Raw genomic sequence first — 20,522 nt, 5'->3', positions numbered from 1 at the left:
TCCTCTTTGTTTTTTTGGCGATTAACAAAAGAGATAATCTACCATGCCTGCCTATTTTTTTGGGGATCCCTCAGCGCGAAGGCGGGGACGGGGGTCCAGTGACTTTGCAGGCCACCCGCAGGCTGACCGTTCTGCGCTACCCGCCCTGGATTCCCGTCTTCACGGGAAAGACGGCAGTAAGTTCGCGGGAGTATCATACGTAAGTCGTCCCCTCGCGAAGGAACGTCATCCCCGCGAAGGCGGGGACGGGGACGGGGCCCAGTGACCTTGCAGGCCCCCGCAGGCTGACCGTTCTGCGCCACCAGCCCTGGATTCCCGTCTTCACGGGAATGACGGTAGTAAGCTCGCGGGAGTATCATACGTAAGTCGTCCCCTCGCGAAGGAACGTCATCCCCGCGAAGGCGGGGGCGGGGACGGGGTCCAGTGATTTTGCAGGCCCCCGCAGGCTGACCGTTCCGCGCCACCTGCTCTGGATTCCCGTCTTCACGGGAATGACGGCAGTAAGTTCGCGGGAGTATCATACGTAAGTCATCACCCCCGCGAAGGAACGTCACCCTCGCGAAGGCGGGGGTCCAGTGACTTTGCAGGCCACTCGCAGGCTGACCGTTCTGCACCACCCGCCCTGGATTCCCGCCTTCGCGGGAAAGACGATAGTGGATGCGCGGGAATACCACACTTACACCGTCACCCTCGCGAAGGCGGGGGTCCAGTGACTTTGCAGGCCACCCGCAGGCTGACCGTTCCGCGCCACCTGCCCTGGATTCCCGTCTTCACGGGAATGACGACAGTAAGTTCGCGGGAGTATCATACGTAAGCCATCCCCTCGCGAAGGAACGTCATCCTCGCGAAGGAACGTCATCCTCGCGAAGGAACGTCATCCCCGCGAAGGCGGGGACGGGGACGGGGCCCAGCGTCTTTGCAGGCCACTCGCAGGCTGACCGTTCTGCACCACCCGCCCTGGATTCCCGTCTTCACGGGAAAGACGGCAGGAAGTTGACGGGAGTATCACACTCGGGGACGGGGGCCAGTGACTTTGCAGGCCACTGTCTTCCTGAACGCCCTTACCTCTCGCCAAATGACTCGGACAGGGTTTTTCGCAGTGGTTTCAGCAAAAAATCCAGTACGGTACGATCACCGGTACGGATATCCACCTGGGCGGTCATGCCAGGCAATATATCCAGTTCACGCCCTGTGGTGGTGGTCACCGGGTTGGTGTGGGTCAAAACATGTACCCGGTAATAAATTTCCTCCCCCTGCCGGGTGTCTTCTTTAAGGGTGTCTGCGCTCACATAGATCACCTCCCCTTTTACCCCGCCGTAAATGGTGTAATCAAAGGGATCAAAACGAATGGTGGCATCCAGCCCGGGGTGAACCTGGCCAATATCTGCCGGACGAACCTTGGTCTCGATCACCAGTTCATCCCCTACGGGAATGATCTGCATCAGCTCCTCTCCCCCCCGCAGCACACCGCCAACCGTGGTGACGCGAATATTTTTTACAATGCCGGGCACCAGCGCCCTGAACACACTGTCATCCAGCTGTTGTTGACGTTGGGCCAGCACCTGCTCGTTTTGTGCAATCTCGTCTTCGGCCCGGGTCAACTCGGCACTGGCTTCTTCCATAAACCGGTTTTTACGGATAATCAACTGTGACTCGGCATCGTTGGCCGCCCGCTCGGCACGGATCACTTCCGAACGGTTCACGTCACCCGTCCTCGCAAGACGCCTGACCAGAGTCAATTCTTCCCGAGCCAGATTCATCGCTACCTTTAGGGTTCTCAACTCCTCCGCCAAACCGGTCCGTCGTTGCTGAAACAACGCCCGCTCTACCCGCAATTGTTCGGAAAACCCCAGCAAAGCATCAGGAAACACCAGCAGCTTCGCCTCGGTCACTTCGGCCCGCAAGCGAACCGCCTTCGCTTTTAACGCCGACAAGCGGGCTTCAATCTCCTTGACCGAAGCCCCAAACCGGGTTTTATCCAGCTCGGCCAGCACTTGCCCCGGTTCCACCTTATCGCCTTCTTTCACATTCAGCGTGGCCAGTACCCCACCATCCACCGCCTGAATGATCTGCACCCGGCTGCTGGCAATCACTTCACCGGTGGCCCGAGCCACCTGATCAATACGAAACACAAAGGCCCAGGCAACAAAGGCCAGCAGCCCTGCCAACAACAGCCACAAAACCAGCGAGTAACGGCGCCGATGGTAATTTTCCAACCGGGCAACGGTGGCGCTGTTTGCGTCGCCATCATCAGCAAAAAAACGGTCAAATAACATGATTGGGTCCCTTGTTCAAACCGCCAGGTCGATAACCTTCCGGCATCTGTGGTGGCTTGTTCCTGGTTGCATGCCGGGATTGAGTAGCCATGATCTGTGGCAACACCTGTTCGGGCTTGCCGTCGGCAATCACCTCGCCACCTTGCATCAGCAGCACCCGGTTGGCCAACTGGCTGGCCAGCGCCGGTCTGTGAGTCGCAATCAACAGAATATCCTGCGGCTGAACATGAGCCTTGAGCGCCTGCACAACCTGCTGTGCACTGTCATTGTCCAGTGACGCCGTGGGCTCATCCAGCAGCCAGATTTTGGGCTGCGCCAAAAACACCCGCCCCAGGCCCACCAGCTGGCGCTGGCCGCCGGACAAACCTTCTCCCCCTTCACTGATGGCCAGATCCATACTGTGCGGATTGTCGTCGGCAATTCTGTCAATGCCCAGCTGTCTGGCAACCTGTAACAAACGAGAATCACTCACCGCCCCGGACAAGGCCAGGTTGCTGCGCAAGGTCCCCTTGAACAAATGCACCGCCTGCGGTAAATAGGCAACCTGATCGGCCACCACATTGGGGTCGATTTCCCACAGGTCGGCATTGCCCAGTCGCACCCGCCCGGCCGTGGGCCGATATAGCCCCGCCAGCACTTTCAACAGGGTGGATTTACCCGACCCTATCGGCCCCAGCAGCGCGATGCGATCACCGGCATTCAGACGCAGATGGTCAATATTCAGCTGTTGCACTGGCGAATCGGCATAGCTGAAACGTACCCCCTCCAGCTCGATATGCTCCGGGGCCTGATCCGGCATCAGCAGTTGCTGATCCGGGCGGCGTTCGGTGTTCAGCTTCAGCACCTGATTGACCAGCTGCAACGACTGGGCAATATTCTGCCACTGGGCCAGATACTGCACGCTCTGGGCGATCGGGGCTATTACCCGCCCCCCCAGTATGCTGCAGGCAATCAGAGCGCCCATGCTCAGGTTACCCGCTTCAATCTGACTCACCCCCACCACCAGAGCACTGATATAGGCAATGGTCGACAGGCTCCCCGTGGTCACGGTGGCCAGGTTACTGATGGCTTTTTGCTGGATGCTATAGCGAGCAATGGAGGCCGTCAGCGCTTGCCACTGTTCAGAAAACCGCCAACCGGCGTTATTGGCACGTATGCTTTCGGTCCCCTGGATCACATCAACCAGCAAGCCCTGCCGCTCGTTGGCACGCATCATCTGCTGCTGCATCAAGCGCCGTAACCGCAGCTGAGTGACCCACCCCAGCATGGCGGCCACCGGCAGTAACAACAGATATACCCAGCCGATATGCCCGCCGATAAGGGCGATAAATCCGATAAACATCAGTGCAAAAGGCATGTCCACCAGAACAAAGATCACGCCGGAAGAAAAAAACTGCCTCACCGCGTCCAGCCCGCCTACCTGCGCGGCCAGGGTACCCAGGCTGCGAGGCCGGGTATCCAGCTGCAAACGCAGCACATGATCAAACACCTGCTGCGAGACTGCCTTGTCTACCTCACTGGCCACGCTGTCGAGAATACGGGCTCGCACGCTTTTGAGCACCCAGTCCAGGCCCACCACTATCGCCATGCCCATCACCAGCGTCCACAGGGTGGCATAGGCCAGGGTTGGCACCACCCGGTCGTACACCTGCATGGCAAACAGCGAGGTGGAGATCGCCAGCACATTCACCAGCAGGGTCGCTATCATCACGTCCCCCACCCAGCGACGGCTTTTGAAGATTTCGCCCCACACCAGCCGCGCGGCAATATTGCCCCGCAAGGAGAATACAGAGGCCGACTCCTGCTGTGGTGCTGTCCGCAGCCACAACACGGTGGCCGTTTCCAGTATTGCTTCTTTGTGCTGCTCGCTGTGGCCCTGCGCATCGGTCAGGGTAACCCTGCCATCCTCTGCCCGTTCAACCAGCTGCCATCGGTTTTGACAAAACACCAGTGCCGGCAGCTGGCGTTGATCAAAACGGCGCCAACGCAGTGCCACCACCTGCACCCTTTTCAGCTGCAATGCCTTGAAAATAAAGGCCGCTCTCTGTGCCGGTGGTGTGGCGGGCAAGGTCTGCTGGGCCTGTTCACAGGCATGGTGCAGCGCCCCCATTTCTACCGATACCTTGAGCCTGTCCAGTAACAGCTTTAGTGCCGGTGCCGGTATCGGCTGCTGTAACAGCTGCGCCGTGTCGGCGTCATGTTCAGTTCCTTCAGCCATGGCGGCGGGCGGTACCGGTTCCCGGTTTATCGCATGTGTCATCAGGCATCCACCTCTGCAAGTTGATCCAGGCCACCGGTCAGGGCGGCCACCCGTAACGACAGTATCTGCCACTCACTACGGAGCTGAGCCAGCTGAAGACGCTGTTCGGTCAATTCCCGCTGGGTGTTAAGCAGTTCAACCCAGGACTTGCGGCCGGTTTCGTACTGGCGCATAAACGAGTTCATGGTGGCCTCGGCGGCGGCTACCGCCAGCTGCTGGGACGACATCAACGACTGCTTTACCTGTCGATCCAGCATCAGCACCTGAATGCGTCGCCTGACCTCGTTCATGGCCACCTCGAGATCCTGCTGTGCCGCCTCCTGATGAGCCTGAGCACCTCTCACCCGGCCACGAGCCACCAGCCCCAGGCCTTCCAGACTGCCTTCAATCACCAGGCCGGCACGGGTTTCATCGCTGACGCTGGGGTTATCCAGCAGATCCTGCTCTACCCGAAAATACACGGTGGGCAGCGATGCCACCTTTTCCTTTTCAATATCGAGCCAGGCCACATTAAGCCTCGCACGCTTTACCCTTACCTCGGCACTGTGCTCCAGAGCTTGCCGCTCTGCCATCGGTAACGAGGGCACCCGCAGTGCTTCCTCGGTGACCGCCGTCTTGGCGGCCACCGGAACTTGCGTCAGTGCCTGCAACTCGGCCAGGGTCACCGCCAGCTCGCTTTCAACCGTGGCCTGCAGGGTTTGTGCCTGCAACAACCGGGAATAGGCCAGTCGCACATCCGCCTCCGATGCCAGCTCCCCTTGTTGACGCCGTTCAATACGCCGATAGAGCTTGTTGTTTTCACTGACATTCTCGGCAGACACCAACATTCGCTGCCGTATCCCCTGCACCTTGGCATAGACGGCAGCAGTCTCTTCAATCAGCTGTCGCTTTACTTGCAGCACGGCCAGCTGCTCTGCACTAAAGCTGGCCTGGGCCTGCGCGATGTCGGAATCAATCTTGCCAAATGCCCACAACGGCTGTTGCAGTCGCAACGTCGCCTGTTCATATTGATCATCCAGGTTATTGGCCTGAGCCGACAACGAGGGCAGACGCCCGGCCTTGGCACTGTCTATGGCATACTGCCGGGCATCCCGCTCGGCCAGCTGACCTTTTACTGCCGGGTGGTGGCGAATGACCGCGCGCAGCGCGGCGGGCAAGCCATCGGGCGCGGCCTGAACCTGGACTTGTGCTTGAGTGACATTCGGGGCGGCCTGCACAACACCACCAGCAAGATGGCTTGCCGACAGGCACACGACGAACAACCCTGTTCGTACTGCTATCATATTTAACATCCTGAATATTCGTGTGTTTGAATTGAAAAAACGGTTAATCGCTCTGTGACAGGGTCATCGGCTGCGTATCCAGATCCATGTTATCGGTCCACCTTGTGTCTGCCTGTTGGTGGGCCCTACTCGCCTGCATCGCCGCCGCTTTATCCGGCTCGCCCACCAGTTCATAGGCTTTAATGAGGTTTTCACGCCACTCCTTCTGCCAGGGGGCTTTTTCCAGCGCAGTTTCGATAAACTCGATGCCGTCCTGCAAATGGCCCTTCTGCAGGTAGATCAGTCCCACCATGTAACGGCAGGCGGCGTGGTCAGGGTTGTGATGCAGCATTTTCTTAAAGCTCAGTTCGGCGCCGTCGAGATCGCCCTGGCGAAACAGCGCCACACCATCGGTCAGAAAACCGGGTTCGGGCAGGCTGATCATGTCATCAATCGGCTCGGGGCAGATCTTGGCATTGGTGCCGGCAATCAGCAGTGTCAGCTGGTTTTTGTAACGCAGCCACTTGGCTTTGGAGGTGTTATACACCGGCTGGCGCACCTGCCAGACACTGGCGGTTTTGACCGGGCGATCCAGCTCGTTGAAGGCCAACACCTGCGGCTCCCAGTCGACGCCGATATAATCGAGCATCTTGCGGGCGCTGCCTTCCAGATCCTCGACCACATCTTCGTAGTTGATCTCCAGAATCTCACCGGGAAACAGCTGCTGCCAGTGGTGCATCATCATATTGTGATCGGCCAGTTGCTCGCCGATCCAGGTTAAATCGTAGGCAAAGCCCATGCCGCCGTGCTTGGCCTGATAATCGGTAAAATAGTTGGAGATCGCGATATCGCGCGGGTCGCGGCGTACCGAGATGATCCGGGCATGGGGGAACAGAAATTTGATCAGGCCGATATTTTCAAAATTGTGCGGCAGCTTGTCCACCACATGACAGGCTTCCGGCTTGTCGGTCGCTGCCAGTTCACGCAGCTCATCCAGTATGCCGTTGGCAATCCCGGCACTAACATAAGGGGTCAGATCATCCACACAATCGGGATAGCTGCGCCCCGAGCCCACATGTCGTTCCCAGCGATTCAGGCCCTGGATCCGACTGGGAATGACCCCGAGCTCGCCGGCGCCGAAGATCCGGCTGTGACCGGCCAGAATCTGCTCCACCAGGGTGGTACCCGAGCGCGGCATGCCCAGCACGAATACCGGTAAGGTCGAATCCACCCCGCGTTCGGGCCTGTGTTGATACAGGGCCTTGCAGAAGGCATGGCGTATTCTGGCACACTGGTTGCGGTGGGCTTTGGCATCATAACTCAGGCGCTTTTTGCTGGCATTGTTGGCTTCCCTCGCCAGCGCAAAGGCTGTGTCATAGTCCTGGCGTTTTTCCCAGGCGGCGGCCAGTTGCAACAACAGCCCGCTACGCACCTCCCCTTCCAGGCTCGGCTGGCGGGCGGCCCGTTCGATTTTTTCCAGGGTCGCTTCGTCGTCAGGAAAGCGCCGGGCATTGATCAGCGAGGAGTAGCCCTTGGCCGGATCAATTTGTTTGATCCGCTCAAACAACTCCACGGCCTCATCGATGTTACCCCGTTGCATCTGCTGCTGCCCCAGCCCCTGCAGTGCCGGTAAAAAATAGGGAGCTTCATCGAGCAGTGCGCGAAACAGGACGTCTGCTACGTCAAAGTTCTGCGTCTGGCTCTCGACCTGCGCCAGGGCATTGCGTGCTTGCAGGCGTAATTGACGGATCATCGCCTCGGGGGTGGTTTCACTTTCCTGCAACGCGTCGGCCAGTTCGATCGCTTTATCGGCGGCGTGACGTGCCTGTTGGTCCAGCTGCTGCAAACAGGCACTGGAGAGGCGCACCCACAGGCCGATCTGTTTGCTCTGCTGCGTATCATCCTGCGTCTTGGCTAACCGGATCGAACGCCGCAGCAGCTGCACCGCCTGCATGGTACGCCCCTGCAGCTGGGCCAACTCGGCCAGTTGTGATATCAACGCCAGATTGTGCGGGTAGTACTTCAAGCCATTACCCAGCGCTTCTTCCGACTCGGCATGGCGCTCCTTACCAGCCAGTAGGGTCGAATAGCCCAGTACCAGGCCACACCATTCATCCTCCGGCAGCGTTTCGCGGCGCGCATCCAGCCACTGCTCGGCTTGTGCCAGGGCATCGGTAGCGACCCAGATCTCCAACTGCAGACCGCGCAGTTGGGCGGTGAACTCGCGGGCCACCCCTTCTGGCAGCTCGGTGATGGTGGCTTCAATACGACTGATTGCGCTGTCCAGTGCCTGCTGTGCAGCCAGGTAATCACAGGCTTGCAACTGCAAACGCGTCAATGCCATCCACACCAGTAATCGCTGCGGGGCTATCGCGGCAGAGCGCTGATACAGGGTACAGGCTTGTGCCAACTGCCCTTGCTGCAGTCGGCACCAGGCCAGCCTGGCCAGCGCCAACGCATGGCCGGGCTCGCTCGCCAGAGCATGCTCCAGCACCGCCTCGGCCTCGTCAATACGCCCCAGCAGGCAATAAACCCCGGCCAGATCCACCCGCGCATCCAGCGCCAGCGGCTCCCGAGCAGCCTGCACCCGATCCAGTACCGCTTCGGCCTCGCTGCGCGCCCCCATGTGAGCATGAGCCAGAGCGAGCAAGGGCAGCACCTGATGATCACCGGTTTCATCCAGGTAACCCTGCGCATTCGCCTGCAGCAGCTCATACTGTTGTTGATCCGCCAACTGGCGGAGAATATTGAGGTAAGCCAAATCAAGACTCTTTTGGTTAATAGTGGTTAACAAGAGATGTTGCCCATTAAGCCCACAGCTGGCGGATTATCATCTGCAGACGCTGGACAAAAAACCGAGCACACGTAGACAGCTTCGTTACCTGCACTTGATGGATGATCTGCTGACACCGGTTTTATGAGCAGGCCCGCCAGCTACGTTATTCAAGACAACAAATACAGTGGCGGGCGGTGGCATAACGGATACGCTGGCAAACCTGGTGCACGGCCGTACAGGCCGGCATTTACCCGTCCCGCGGTTCTGGCGCCATCAGGCCAGTCCCTGCGATGTGAGCATGCCTGCAGGCATGTTGGTCTTGTAAACATCACCGAATTGCTTCCCTGGCCCTAGAAGGCCTATCTCAGCCACCCCGTTCCAAAGATCGACGTTACCTTTAGCAAACATATAAGCACGCTGGAAAAAGCCATTATCCTCAACCCTTGCTGCCCATTCTGAGGAGGTATTCCAGTCAAACGTATTCCCGGATCCCTGAATATTCGACACGGTGCTACTCCAAAACCCTCTCACCGGATTCCCGGTTCCAACCAAAACCACAACATCATCGGCTCCAAGATTCTCAGCACCCGACCACTTTCCCCATGTGCTTGTGTCAACGGGGCCTATGCCGTCAGTGCTCAACGCCGATGACGTACTATTAACACGGATATAGATGGTGTATGTCGTATTCGCGTCGAAGGTGCGGTCGCTATGATCCGACGACACTCCTTCCACCAAATTGAACACCACCACGCTGGTATCACCGCTAAACACTATCTCTGTCGTAAAACCCACCGTGGTGCTATCGCTGATGCCAGCAAAGGCATTGCCGGTCGTGTCGGTAATAGCGTCATCGCTGACCAGCACATGGTAGTTACTGCCACCCGCACTCAGATCTGCCGTTGGGTTGATGGTCAAGGTGCTGCCCGACACCGACAACTGGCCGTCATGGCTGGACACATTGATGATGTGCTCATCCGAGCCGTTAGTTACCGTGATCGTGCCGCTGCTGCCAAGCGCGATATTCTCGTCAAAGGTCAGTGTAATATTGCTGTCCAGCGCCACGCCGGTGGCATCATCGCCTGGCGAGGATGCGCTCAGGGTCGGCGCCGTGGTATCCACCGTCACCGTATGATTGGCCGACGCCGGGCTGGCATTGCCGGCCACATCGGTAATCACGGCGTTAAAAACGTAACTGCTGCTATCACTCAAGGCCGGAGTGGTGATATCTACGTAACCGTTGCTGATATCAGAACCGCTCAGAGTCACAGCGCTACCCAACAGAGCGACATTGTTATACAGCTGCACCCTGTCACCCGGGACCGCGTTAGTGCCGGACAGGCTGACACGCACCACCAGGGCAGTATCATCAGTGTGCCCGCCACTGCTGACCGTACCGGTAATATTGCCGACGTTGTCGGTGACACTGGTGATGGCTGGTGCCGCCGGCGCTGTGGTGTCGACAGTCATCCGCACCGGCGATGCTGCGGACAGGTTGCCGGCAGCATCGGCTGCATAGACGACGTAATCACCATCGGCCAGACCGGCGACAGCCAGGTCGGTGTCAGTGTTTGCCCCGGTAATTGTCGCCGCGTTCCACAGGTTGTCTGCCGCACCGGTGATGTCGGCCAGATCGTTCACCGTAACGTTGCTGTTAACCAGGTAGGCGGTGCCGGCTTCGCTGCTCTGGACGCGGGTGGTCGCCGTCGCGAGGCTGGCGGCATTAACGGTGGTAGAGTCAGCCAGCGTACCGTCGGCATTAAAGCGCTGCACGAAGATACTGTAGTCACCTTCGCTGTCTTCGCCTTGCCAGGTGACGACATAGGCCCCGTCGCTGCCGATGGCGCTGACCTGGGGGTTTTGATCATAACCGGTGGTGTTGCCGATGGCTTCGAGCTGAACCGGCGCGTTGCCGGTTATGGTGCCTTCGGCGTTGAAGCGCTGCACAAAGATGCTGTCGTCGCCCTCGCTGTCGCGGCCATACCAGGTGACGACATAGGCCCCGTCACTGCCGACGGCGCTGACTTGGGGGCGATAATCATTACCACTGGTGTTGCCAATGGCCTCGAGCTGAACCAGCGTGTTACCGTCAATGGTGCCGTCGGCGTTGAAGCGCTGCACAAAGATGCTGTGATCGCCCCCCCTGTCGTGGCCATACCAGGTGACGACATAGGCCCCGTCGCTGCCGACGGCGGTAATTTGGGGGTTTCGATCATCCCCCTTGGTGTTGCCAATGGCCTCGAGCTTAACGGGCACGTTGTCGCCAACCGTGCCGTCGGTGTTGAAGCGCTGCACGAAGATACTGTAGTCGCCGTTGCGGGTGCCAAGCCCCCCGGAACTTCTGATTCTGTCCTGGCCGTACCAGGTGACGACATAGGCCCCGTCGTTGCCGACGGCGGTGATTTGGGGGTTTAGATCATCCCCCTTGGTGTTGCCAATGGCCTCGAGCTTAACCGGCACGTTGCCGGTTATGGTGCCGTCGGCATTGAAGCGCTGCACGAAGATGCTGGAGTCGCCCTCGCTGTCGGTGCCAGACCAGGTGACGACATAGGCCCCGTCGCTGCCGACCGCGCTGACTTGGGGGCTAGAATCATGTCCGTCGGTTTTGTCGATGGCCTCGAGCTGAACCGGTGCGTTGCCGGTTATGGTGCCGGCGGCGTTAAAGCGCTGCACGAAGATGCTGTAGTCGCCCTCACTGTCGTGGCCGTACCAGGTGACGACATAGGCGCCGTCGCTGCCGACGGTGCTGACCTGGGGGTTTCGATTATCACCGGTGGTGTTGCCGATAGCTTCGAGCTGAACCGGCGTATTGCCGTCAGTGGTACCGTTGGCGTTGAAGCGCTGCACGAAGATGCTGTTGTCGAAGATACTGTTGTCGCTGTCGTGGCCGTACCAGGTGACGACATAGGCGCCGTCGCTGCCGACGGCGCTGACTTGGGGGGCATAATCATTACCGTCGGTTTTGTCGATAGCCTCGAGCTGAACCGGCGCGTTGCCGTCAGTGGTACCGTCAGCATTGAAGCGCTGCACGAAGATGCTGAAGTCGTCCTCGCTGTCGCGGCCATACCAAGTGACGACATAGGCCCCGCCGTTGCCGACGGCGCTAACTTGGGGGCTAGAATCATGTCCGTCGGTTTTGTCGATGGCCTCGAGCTGAACCATCGTCGAATAGGATAGCGTCGGCGCCGTGGTGTCGACCATGAAGTTGCCGTTATCCGCTACCGCAACGTGGCTCAGGTTGGCCGCATTGCCAGCCGCATCGGTGAGCGTGCCACCGTTAAGGTCGAGGCTGTTGGCGTCGATGCTGATACCGTCGGTGTCAGTTTCGTTGCTGATGGTGTACTGGAACACCAGCGCGGTGCTACCGCTGCCGGAGGCGTAAATCGCCTGCACGGTCGTGCCGCCAATGTTCAGCGCCAGTTGCGGAGTGCCGTCAGTGGTACCAATGCTAGTGGCTTCACTCATGGTAACGGTGACGCTCACCACATCGCCCGCGTTGAGGGTGTTGTTGAGCACACCGCTCGCGCCGCTGATGGCAACGCTGCTGACGGTCGGTGCCGTGGTGTCTACCAGGTAGCCGGCGTTATCCGCTACCTCAGCGTGGTCCAGGTTAGCCGTATTGCCGGCCGCATCGGTGAGCGTGCCACCGTTAAGGTCGAGGCTGTTGGCGTCGATGCTGATGCCGTTGGCGTCAGCCTGATCGGCGAGGATGGTGTACTTGAACACCAGCGCGGTGCTGGTGCTGCTGGCACCGTCGTAAACCGCCTGCACTATAGTGTCGCCAATGTTCAGCGCCAGTTGGGGGATGCCGTCAGTGATATCAATGCTAGTGGCGTCACTCATGGTAACGGTGACGCTCACCACATCGCCGGCGTTGAGGGTATTGTTTAACGCGCCGGTCGCGCCGCTGATGGCAACGCTGCTGACTGTCGGTGCCTTCGTGTCGATCTCAAATTCGGCCGAATCTTTGCCGGCCAGCGGCGCATTGCCCGCCAGGTCGGTAAACGTGGTGCCGACACTGATGATGTTAGTGGCAGCTTCAATATCATCAGTTGGCGTAAAGGTACCGGTCCAGGTCACGCCACCGTCGCTGCTGGTTACTGCGCTCAGGGTGCCGTTGGCCAGGGTGATGTCACTGTTACCAAACCCGGTCACGGCTTCGGAGAAGACGATAGTTAATGTAGCGGTCTCACCCACTTTCAGGGCGGTATCAGACAATACAACGCTGCTGACCACTGGCTCGGTGGTGTCGATGGTGTAGTTAGCGGTATCCAGTCCGGACTCAGGGGCGTTGCCCGCCAGATCGGTGAAGCCGGTGCCGATGCGGATCACGTTGGACGCATTCTCCACATCGTCGCTCGGGGTAAAGGTGCCGGTCCAGGTCACGCCACCGTCACTGCTGGTCACGTCGCTCAGGGTGCCATTGCCCAGGCTAATGTCGCTGTTATCGAAGCCGGTCACCGCCTCGGAAAACACGATGCTCAGGATGGCGGTGTCGCCCACCTTCAGTTCCGTGGTGGACAGCGTTACGCTGCTCACCACCGGCTCGGTGGTGTCGATGGCGTAGTTGGCCGAATCCTTGCCGGCCAACGGCGCGTTGCCCGACAGGTCGGTAAACGTGGTGCCAACACTGATGACGTTAGTGGCAGCTTCGATATCGTTGCTCGGCGTAAAGGTACCGGTCCAGGTGATATTGTCAGTGCTGGTTACATCGCTCAGGGTGCCGTTCGCCAGGGCGATATCGTCGTTTGTAAAGCCGGTCACGGCCTCGGAGAAGACGATAGTTAATGTGGCAGTCTCGCCTACCTTCAGGGCGGTATCAGACAGTACAACGCTGCTGACCATCGGTTCTGTGGCGTCGACTGTCATCCGCACCGGCGATGGCGCGGACAGGTTGCCGGCTTCGTCGGCCGTATAGAGGACATAGTCGCCATCGGCCAGACCGGCGGCGGCCAGTTCGGTGACCGTGCTTGCTTCGGTAATGGTCGCCTCGTTCCACAGGTTGTCTGCCGCACCGGTGATGTCGGACAGTTCGCTTACCGTGACGCTGCTGTTAACCAGGTAGGCGGTGCCGGCTTCGCTGCTCTGTACGCGGGTGGTTGCCGTCGCGAGGCTGGCGGCATTGATGGTGACAGGACTGTCCAGCGTGCCGTCGGCATAAAAACGCTGCACGAAGATGCTGGTGTTGGTGCCGCTCTCACTGCCGACGCCTTGCCAGGTAACGACATAGGCCCCGTCGTTACCGACGGCGCTGACCTGGGGACCAGTATCAAGACCGTTGGGGGCATCGAGCCGAACCGGCGCGTTGTTGCCAATCGTGTCATCGGCATTAACACGCTGTACGAAGATGCTCCTGTCACCCTCGCTGTCGGTGCCGTACCAGGTGACGACATAGGCCCCGTCGTTACCGACGGCGCTGACCTGGGGGGCAGCATTGTAACCGTCGGGGTTGCCGATGGCATCGAGCCGAACCGGCGCGTTGTTTGTTGTGGTGCCGTCGGCGTTAAAGCGCTGCACGAAGATGCCGTGGTCCCCCCCGTTGTAGTAGCCGTGCCAGGTGACGACATAGGCTCCGTCACTGCCGACGGCAGTGACTTGGGGGATATAGCGGTAAGACGTCAAGGGGTTGACAGGCGCCTCGAGCTGAACCGGCGTGTTGTTCGTTGTGCTACCGTCAGCGTTGAAGCGCTGCACAAAGAGGTTGTCGTAGCCCTTCGTGCTGTTGCCGTACCAGGTGACGACATAGGCCCCGTCGCTACCGACGGCGCTGACCCGGGCAGCATAATCACGATCGTTGCTACTGCCAATCGCCTCGAGCTGAACCGGCGCGTTGTTCGTTATGGTGCCGTCGGCGTTGAAGCGCTGCACGAAGATGCCGTGGTCCCACTCGTGGTAGTAGCCTTGCCAGGTGACGACATAGGCCCCGTCGCTGCCAACAGCGGTGATCTGGGGGTCAGTATCGCTACCACCGTCGGGGTTGCCGATGGCCTCGAGCTGAACCGGTGCGTTATGCGTTATGGTACCGTCGGCGTTGAAGCGCTGCACAAAGATGCTCCAGTCGCCCTCGCTGTCGACACCGCTCCAGGTGACGACATAGGCCCCGTCGCTGCCGACGGCGCTGATCTGGGGGGTAATATCATTATTGATGGAGTTGCCAATGGCCTCGAGCTGAACCGGCGCGTTGTTTGTTATGGTGCCGTCGGCGTTGAAGCGCTGCACGAAGATGCTGTGGTCGCCCTCGCTGTCGACACCGCTCCAGGTGACGACATAGCTCCCGTCGTTACCGACGGCGCTGACCTGGGGGTCCGTATCGTAACCGTTGGGCTTGCTGATGGCCTCGAGCTGAACCGGCGCGTTGCCCGTTATGGTGCCGTCGGCGTTGAAGCGCTGCACAAAGATGCTGTCGTAGCCCTGGCGCCAGGTAACGACATAGGCCCCGTCGCTACCGACGGCGCTGACCTGGGGATCAGTACCACGACCGTTGGCCCCGAGTTGCACCATCGACGAATAGGATAGCGTCGGCGCCTTGGTATCAACGGCCAGCTGCAGGCTATTGCCGGTACCGGTGTTGCCCGCCGCATCACTATAACCGGTGCCCACGGTCACCGCCATGGCGGCATTTTCCGTGGCAACGGCCGGTGTGTAGGTCGCGGTGTAAACCAGTGGATCTTCGGGGGCTACGGCAAAACCACTCAGAGCACCACTGTCAACACTGACATCATCAGCGCTAAAGTCAGTCGGTGCTTCACTGAAGGTGAATGTCAGGGTGGCCGTTTCACCCGCTTTCAGTGCGGCGGCACTGCTGCCGATGGAGACGCTCGGCGCCTTGGTGTCGATGCTGTAGTTCTCGGTGCTGCCACCGACCAGCGGCGCGTTGCCCGCCAGATCGGTAAAGCCGGTGCCGACGCGGATGACGTTCTCGGCCGCTTCAATGTTATCGCTCGGGGTAAAGGTGCCGGTCCAGGTGATGCCACCGTCACTGCTGGTCACGTCGCTCAGGGTGCCATTGGCCAGGGTGATCTCGGCGTTGCTAAAGCCGGTCACCGCCTCGGAGAACACGATAGTTAATGTGGCCGTCTCGCCTACTTTCAGAGCGCTGTCAGACAGACTCACGCTGCTGACCACCGGCTCGGTGGTGTCTATCGTGATCGCTGAGTTATTGCTGGTCACATCAGAGACATTACCCATGCTGTCGAGCTGACGCACCTGAACATCATCCACTTCATAGCGGCGGTTATCGGGCAATTCAAAGTGGGTACCTGAGCCAGCAGACCAGGTATGACCACCATCCAGGCTGTATTCCCAGCTGGATGCATCCGACGCCAGGCCGACATTGATGGAACCTTGCTGACTGATACCATCGCTGGCAGAACTGCCGCTATCGGCAGCCAGAGTCATGGTGGGAGCCGCTGGCGCAAGGGTGTCCACTGCAATCAATACTGCCGGACTTTCAGCCTTATCATTAATGTGATAGCTCACGGCCACAGTGCCATCACCTGCTGCTTCAACCACACTGCCTGGCACAGTGAGCAATACCCTTCCTGCGCTGTTAATGGCTTCCGCCACTATCTTGCTGATATAGACCTGGCTTCCCCATTGCAGGGTGACCGTGTCTCCGGCCTGTACTCCTTTTATTCCCACCTCGACACCGGCCATTTTTTCGGCGGCGTTAATGCCTCCGGCTGCAGCCGAGACCACTGGTGGCTGTATCAGCACTTGGGACAGTTCTGCCTTGTCGGCGTTGGCACCGGATTGAAAGGCATCTACACCGCTGGCAAGCAGCTCGACCGTCGCCTGGGATATGGCCAGCTTGCCATTGTCCTGTATCGTGATCCCGCTCTGTAACTGAGCGAGAGAGTTGAACAAACCGCCGCTGTGCTGATCCACCCCCGACAACAGCGCCAGAACGTTCCCGTAAAGCTCCGCCTCGTTGATCCCGTCTTCAGGGTTGTAACTGCCTTCAAGCACAGTGACCACTGGTGCCAGGATGTTGCTCACACCAAACAATTCGGCTATCTGGTCGTTGACCGCCAGATTGTCTTCTGTCACCTGGTTGCCACTGATACCGGCGGTGCGCACGGCCAGCTCCGTTAACGGCGTCACGCTAACATGAACATCACTTCCTCCGTCGGCATAGGCCATGGCCCGCAACGACCCGTCCAGGCTGACCAGCGTATTACTGGCTTCGTCCAGATAGTCACCTGCATCACCATTGGTGTCGATTAACACGACCAGTAAAGGCCCCCGATAACCGTTGGTGATCGATACCTTGAACTGGCCTGTGTCGGCATTGTACTCTCCGTTGGCTAGCAGATTACCGGCCTCGTCATAGACCTCAACGGCCATGGCCGATTGAAATGGCCCAGCCGCAGCCGCAATCGTCAGCTCATAATCCGTTGAAGCACTCGTACTATCTTTCGTACTCTCACTTGCACTTGAACCTCCACCGGCAGCAGCAAGCGCCACGCCTCCGCCAATGAGGGTGATGGCACCCAATCCACTGTTAAAAGCCGTCAAGCCACTCGATTCGACCCCTCCAGCCTGCCACACCACTTCTCCTTCGGCACCGGTCGCCGCCACACTGGCATCCGCACTGCCCAGAACCATGCCATCGGCGGGTGTTAAGGAGCCATCAAGGCTATATGTTGCCGCAAGATCCTCATCATAAAATCCCTCGATACGCGCCACCAGCTGCTGTTCGACTTCCGCTTCAAGGTTATTCCCCTTACGCTTGAGCACCAGTTCTTGCGGTGGAGTCTGACTGTCTTTATCAACCAGGGTGTAAACGGCTCCTGGCTGGGCAATCAGAGTTTGTAGCTGTGTCAGCGCATGCTCTATCACATGCTTGCCATCACGTATTTCAATCAGGATCAGGTTTTTCATTATAAACTCCATTTACATGGTGACTTATTACAGGCTTCTGACAAAAAACCTGCTTAGCAACAAGCGCAAAAAAATAGTCACTAACACAGTCAACAAACAGCCGGAATGGGTAATTTAAGTAATGCTACAACCGTATATTAGCCAAAGATTCACTTGAACGCATAGTTATTTATTACCCTCGCGACCACCCACCGATAATATTTTAGTAATATTTTTTAATAAGGGCACCGACGAATGAAGTGCGTTACCTTTGCAATGGCCTGCTCTAATTACCTTGGTTCGTCAGTCCATTTTAGTTACTTCATCGTCACGGGGAATATTTTATTGAAAAACACAGATAGAACCTGCATCGTTCTGGCACTTAAAATCCTGACTCAGGCTCTACAGTACATGCTGCCCAGCCCAACCTGCTGCACTCACCCAACAGACCACCGTGGTAGCAAACAATCGGTGGCCACACTGTATACTCAGACCACAGCGATTATGCGGCATGACTTAAGTAACATGACGCAACCCATATTGACTACTGACCTAATTGCCCTTAATTAATATTTTACAAATCGTAACCTGCTGATAGTGTTAATAAAATCCTGTTTGTTTCATTGATTTTCGAGAATGAGGTCAGTAAGTGGTCAGTTCTTTTAAAGGTTAGAGGCTTCTTTGCCACGGAATTCACACAACTCTCAGAAAATCAAGATAAAGGCCCAAGAACAAACGTTGACTTGGTAAGACCTTACCACTTGGAAAAACCTTAAAAAAAGAGACATACACTTAATAAACACCAATGGTTAGAACAACTGGCCGACTATATAAATGCCCCATAGTGCTAAATTTATCAGGCCGACGCCTTAATTACAGTGTGAAGGTGGCGTAATATTCACACGCCTCGATTATGCATCCGCAGAGGGTGTGTACTTAGCCCTTGTTCTCCCCGTTTCAATTAGGATCTGTTGACAAACACTGCAGCTAACAACCTCAACTTCACCCTGTTCGTTACATGGCTCTCTACAGGGATGACTGGTTCATGTTGTGCAAAACACGCCACCTGTTACGCCGCGTAATGAAACAAATCAATCAGTTTTTTAATTTCTTTGGTTTCTGCCAACATCCGAAAAATCGGTATTGCCAGGCTGATTAAAGGTACAGCCTGGCTCGGCTATGCCTTTAATCACCAGGGCTCTGTGACGCGCCCCCGGAACCTTATAACAACACGCGCTGAAACCTCATAGTATTAGGTACCAGCCCGGCGCGATGGCTAGCGGCTGGATTACAGCCATATGCAGACAAGTTTATAGACTCGTTAACTTACACTGGCAGTGCGATAGATGTAGGTAAAGCGGTCATATAAGCCTGACCTAGTGTGACGTTAGAGTTGGGTCTAACACCCCAGTTACCTGTCCACAAGGCGCTTACCGATATCACCTGGCCCGTCTCACCACCAAAGTAGCGTTCAACTCTCCCGTCATTATGGATAGCAAATGCCTGATGTTGACTTGACCTCCAGGCTACACTGTTGGCTGCTAATTCGTGGTTTATTACGCTATTGTTAAGCTTACCCCCTACCTCTGCACCGTTGCCGGTCAACACGATTTTATCGTCAGCGCCCAGATGAGTGGCACCGTTCCACTGCTCAGTGCCGTCCCAGGTCAGCGCCTCACTCGTACTATGCACCTTTATATAGATGACATATTTCTGTCCCGCCTCGAAGTTCCTCTCTGAATCACCGCCACTGCTACTCTTGCCCGAGGTTAAATCAAACACTACATTGATGGGGGCGGTCTCAAAATCAAGTGTCGTCTCGTCCGTTATACCCGCATACCCGTTACCCGCCGCGTCGGTGACAGCCCCGGGCGCAACCTGCACATTGTAGGTCGCACCGTGGTTAGCCAGGTCGACCGTAGGGTTTATCGTTAATTCTTTGCCCGCAACGCTTAACTGCCCTCCATGATTGGCGACATCGATCGTGATGGTGTGAGTGCCGTCGGTTATAACGATATTCCCGGTACCCAGGGCGATGTCCTCGTTAAAAGTCAGCGTGATATCACTGTCTACTGCGACATTGGTAGCATCATCCGCGGGGCTGGAGGAGGTCAGGGTCGGTGCCTTGGTGTCAACTTCTAGCTGCAGGCTGTTGCCGGTACCGGTGTTGCCCGCTGCATCGCTATAACTGGTGCCCACGGACACCGCCATGGTGGCATTTTCCGTGTCAACGGCCGGCGTGTAGGTCGCGGTGTACACCCGAGGATCACCGGTTACGGTAAACGCGCTCAGTGCACCACTGTCAACGCTGACATCATCAGCGCTAAAGTCGGTCGGTGCTTCACTGAAGGTGAACGTCAGGGTGGCCGTTTCACCCGCTTTCAGTGCCGCTGCACTGCTGGTAATGGCGACGGTCGGCGCCTGGGTGTCAACTTCCAGCTGCAGGCTGTTGCCGGTACCGGTGTTGCCCGCCTCATCGCTATAACCGCTGCCCACGGACACCGCCATGGTGGCGTCTTCCGTGTCAACGGCCGGCGTGTAGTTCGCGGTGTACACCCGAGGATCACCGGTTACGGTAAACGCGCTCAGTGCACCACTGTCAACGCTGACATCATCAGCGCTAAAGTCAGTCGGTGCCTCACTGAAGGTGAATGTCAGGGTGGCCGTTTCACCCGCTTTCAGTGCCGCGGCACTGCTGCTGATGGAGACGCTCGGCGCCTTGGTGTCGATGACGTAGTTGGCCGAATCCTTGCCGGCCAGCGGCGCGTTGCCCGCCAGATCGGTAAAGGTTGTGCCGACGCTGATGACGTTCTCGGCCGCTTCAATGTTATCGCTCGGGGTAAAGGTGCCGGTCCAGGTGATGCCACCGTCACTGCTGGTCACCGCACTCAGGGTGCCATTGGCCAGGGTGACATCACTGTTATCGAAGTCCTTCACCGCCTCGGAAAACACGATAGTTAATGTGGCGGTGTCGCCCACCTTCAGCGCTGAGTCGGACAGCGTTACGCGGCTCACCACCGGCTCGGTGGTGTCGATGGCGTAGTTGGCCGAATCCTTGCCGGCCAACGGCGCGTTGCCCGACAGGT

At 57.9% G+C, this 20,522-nt stretch carries 6 protein-coding genes; all 6 read right to left on the bottom strand.

Annotation, left to right across the window (positions count from 1 at the left end):
- Nucleotides 1-1,061: 1,061 nt before the first annotated feature.
- A complete protein-coding gene (locus ACN0VL_RS14255) occupies nucleotides 1,062-2,276 on the bottom strand; it encodes an HlyD family efflux transporter periplasmic adaptor subunit (RefSeq protein ID WP_417618501.1) in 1,215 nt (404 codons plus the stop codon).
- Nucleotides 2,266-4,536, bottom strand: coding sequence for an ATP-binding cassette domain-containing protein (locus ACN0VL_RS14250; RefSeq protein ID WP_417618499.1), 2,271 nt, complete (start codon nucleotides 4,534-4,536; stop codon nucleotides 2,266-2,268). Before ACN0VL_RS14250 ends, ACN0VL_RS14255 begins: the two co-directional genes overlap by 11 nt.
- Entirely contained in the window at nucleotides 4,536-5,819 is a 1,284-nt protein-coding gene (locus ACN0VL_RS14245) for a TolC family protein (protein ID WP_417618498.1), read from the bottom strand. The genes ACN0VL_RS14250 and ACN0VL_RS14245 overlap by 1 nt, the downstream gene beginning before the upstream one ends.
- Before the next feature lie 43 nt (nucleotides 5,820-5,862).
- Entirely contained in the window at nucleotides 5,863-8,559 is a 2,697-nt protein-coding gene (locus ACN0VL_RS14240) for a sulfotransferase (RefSeq protein ID WP_417618496.1), read from the bottom strand.
- Nucleotides 8,560-8,847: 288 nt separating this feature from the next.
- On the bottom strand, nucleotides 8,848-17,457 hold the full coding sequence (locus ACN0VL_RS14235; RefSeq protein WP_417618494.1) for an Ig-like domain-containing protein: 8,610 nt from the start codon (nucleotides 17,455-17,457) through the stop codon (nucleotides 8,848-8,850).
- Nucleotides 17,458-18,762: 1,305 nt separating this feature from the next.
- A partial coding sequence (locus tag ACN0VL_RS14230) for an Ig-like domain-containing protein (RefSeq protein ID WP_417618492.1) occupies nucleotides 18,763-20,522 on the bottom strand: 1,760 nt, incomplete at its 5' end.

Source organism: Oceanisphaera sp. (assembly GCF_048268965.1).
GTDB lineage: Bacteria > Pseudomonadota > Gammaproteobacteria > Enterobacterales > Aeromonadaceae > Oceanimonas.
Note: the sequence above shows the minus strand (reverse complement) of the source record. Positions and strands in the feature narration are given on the sequence as shown.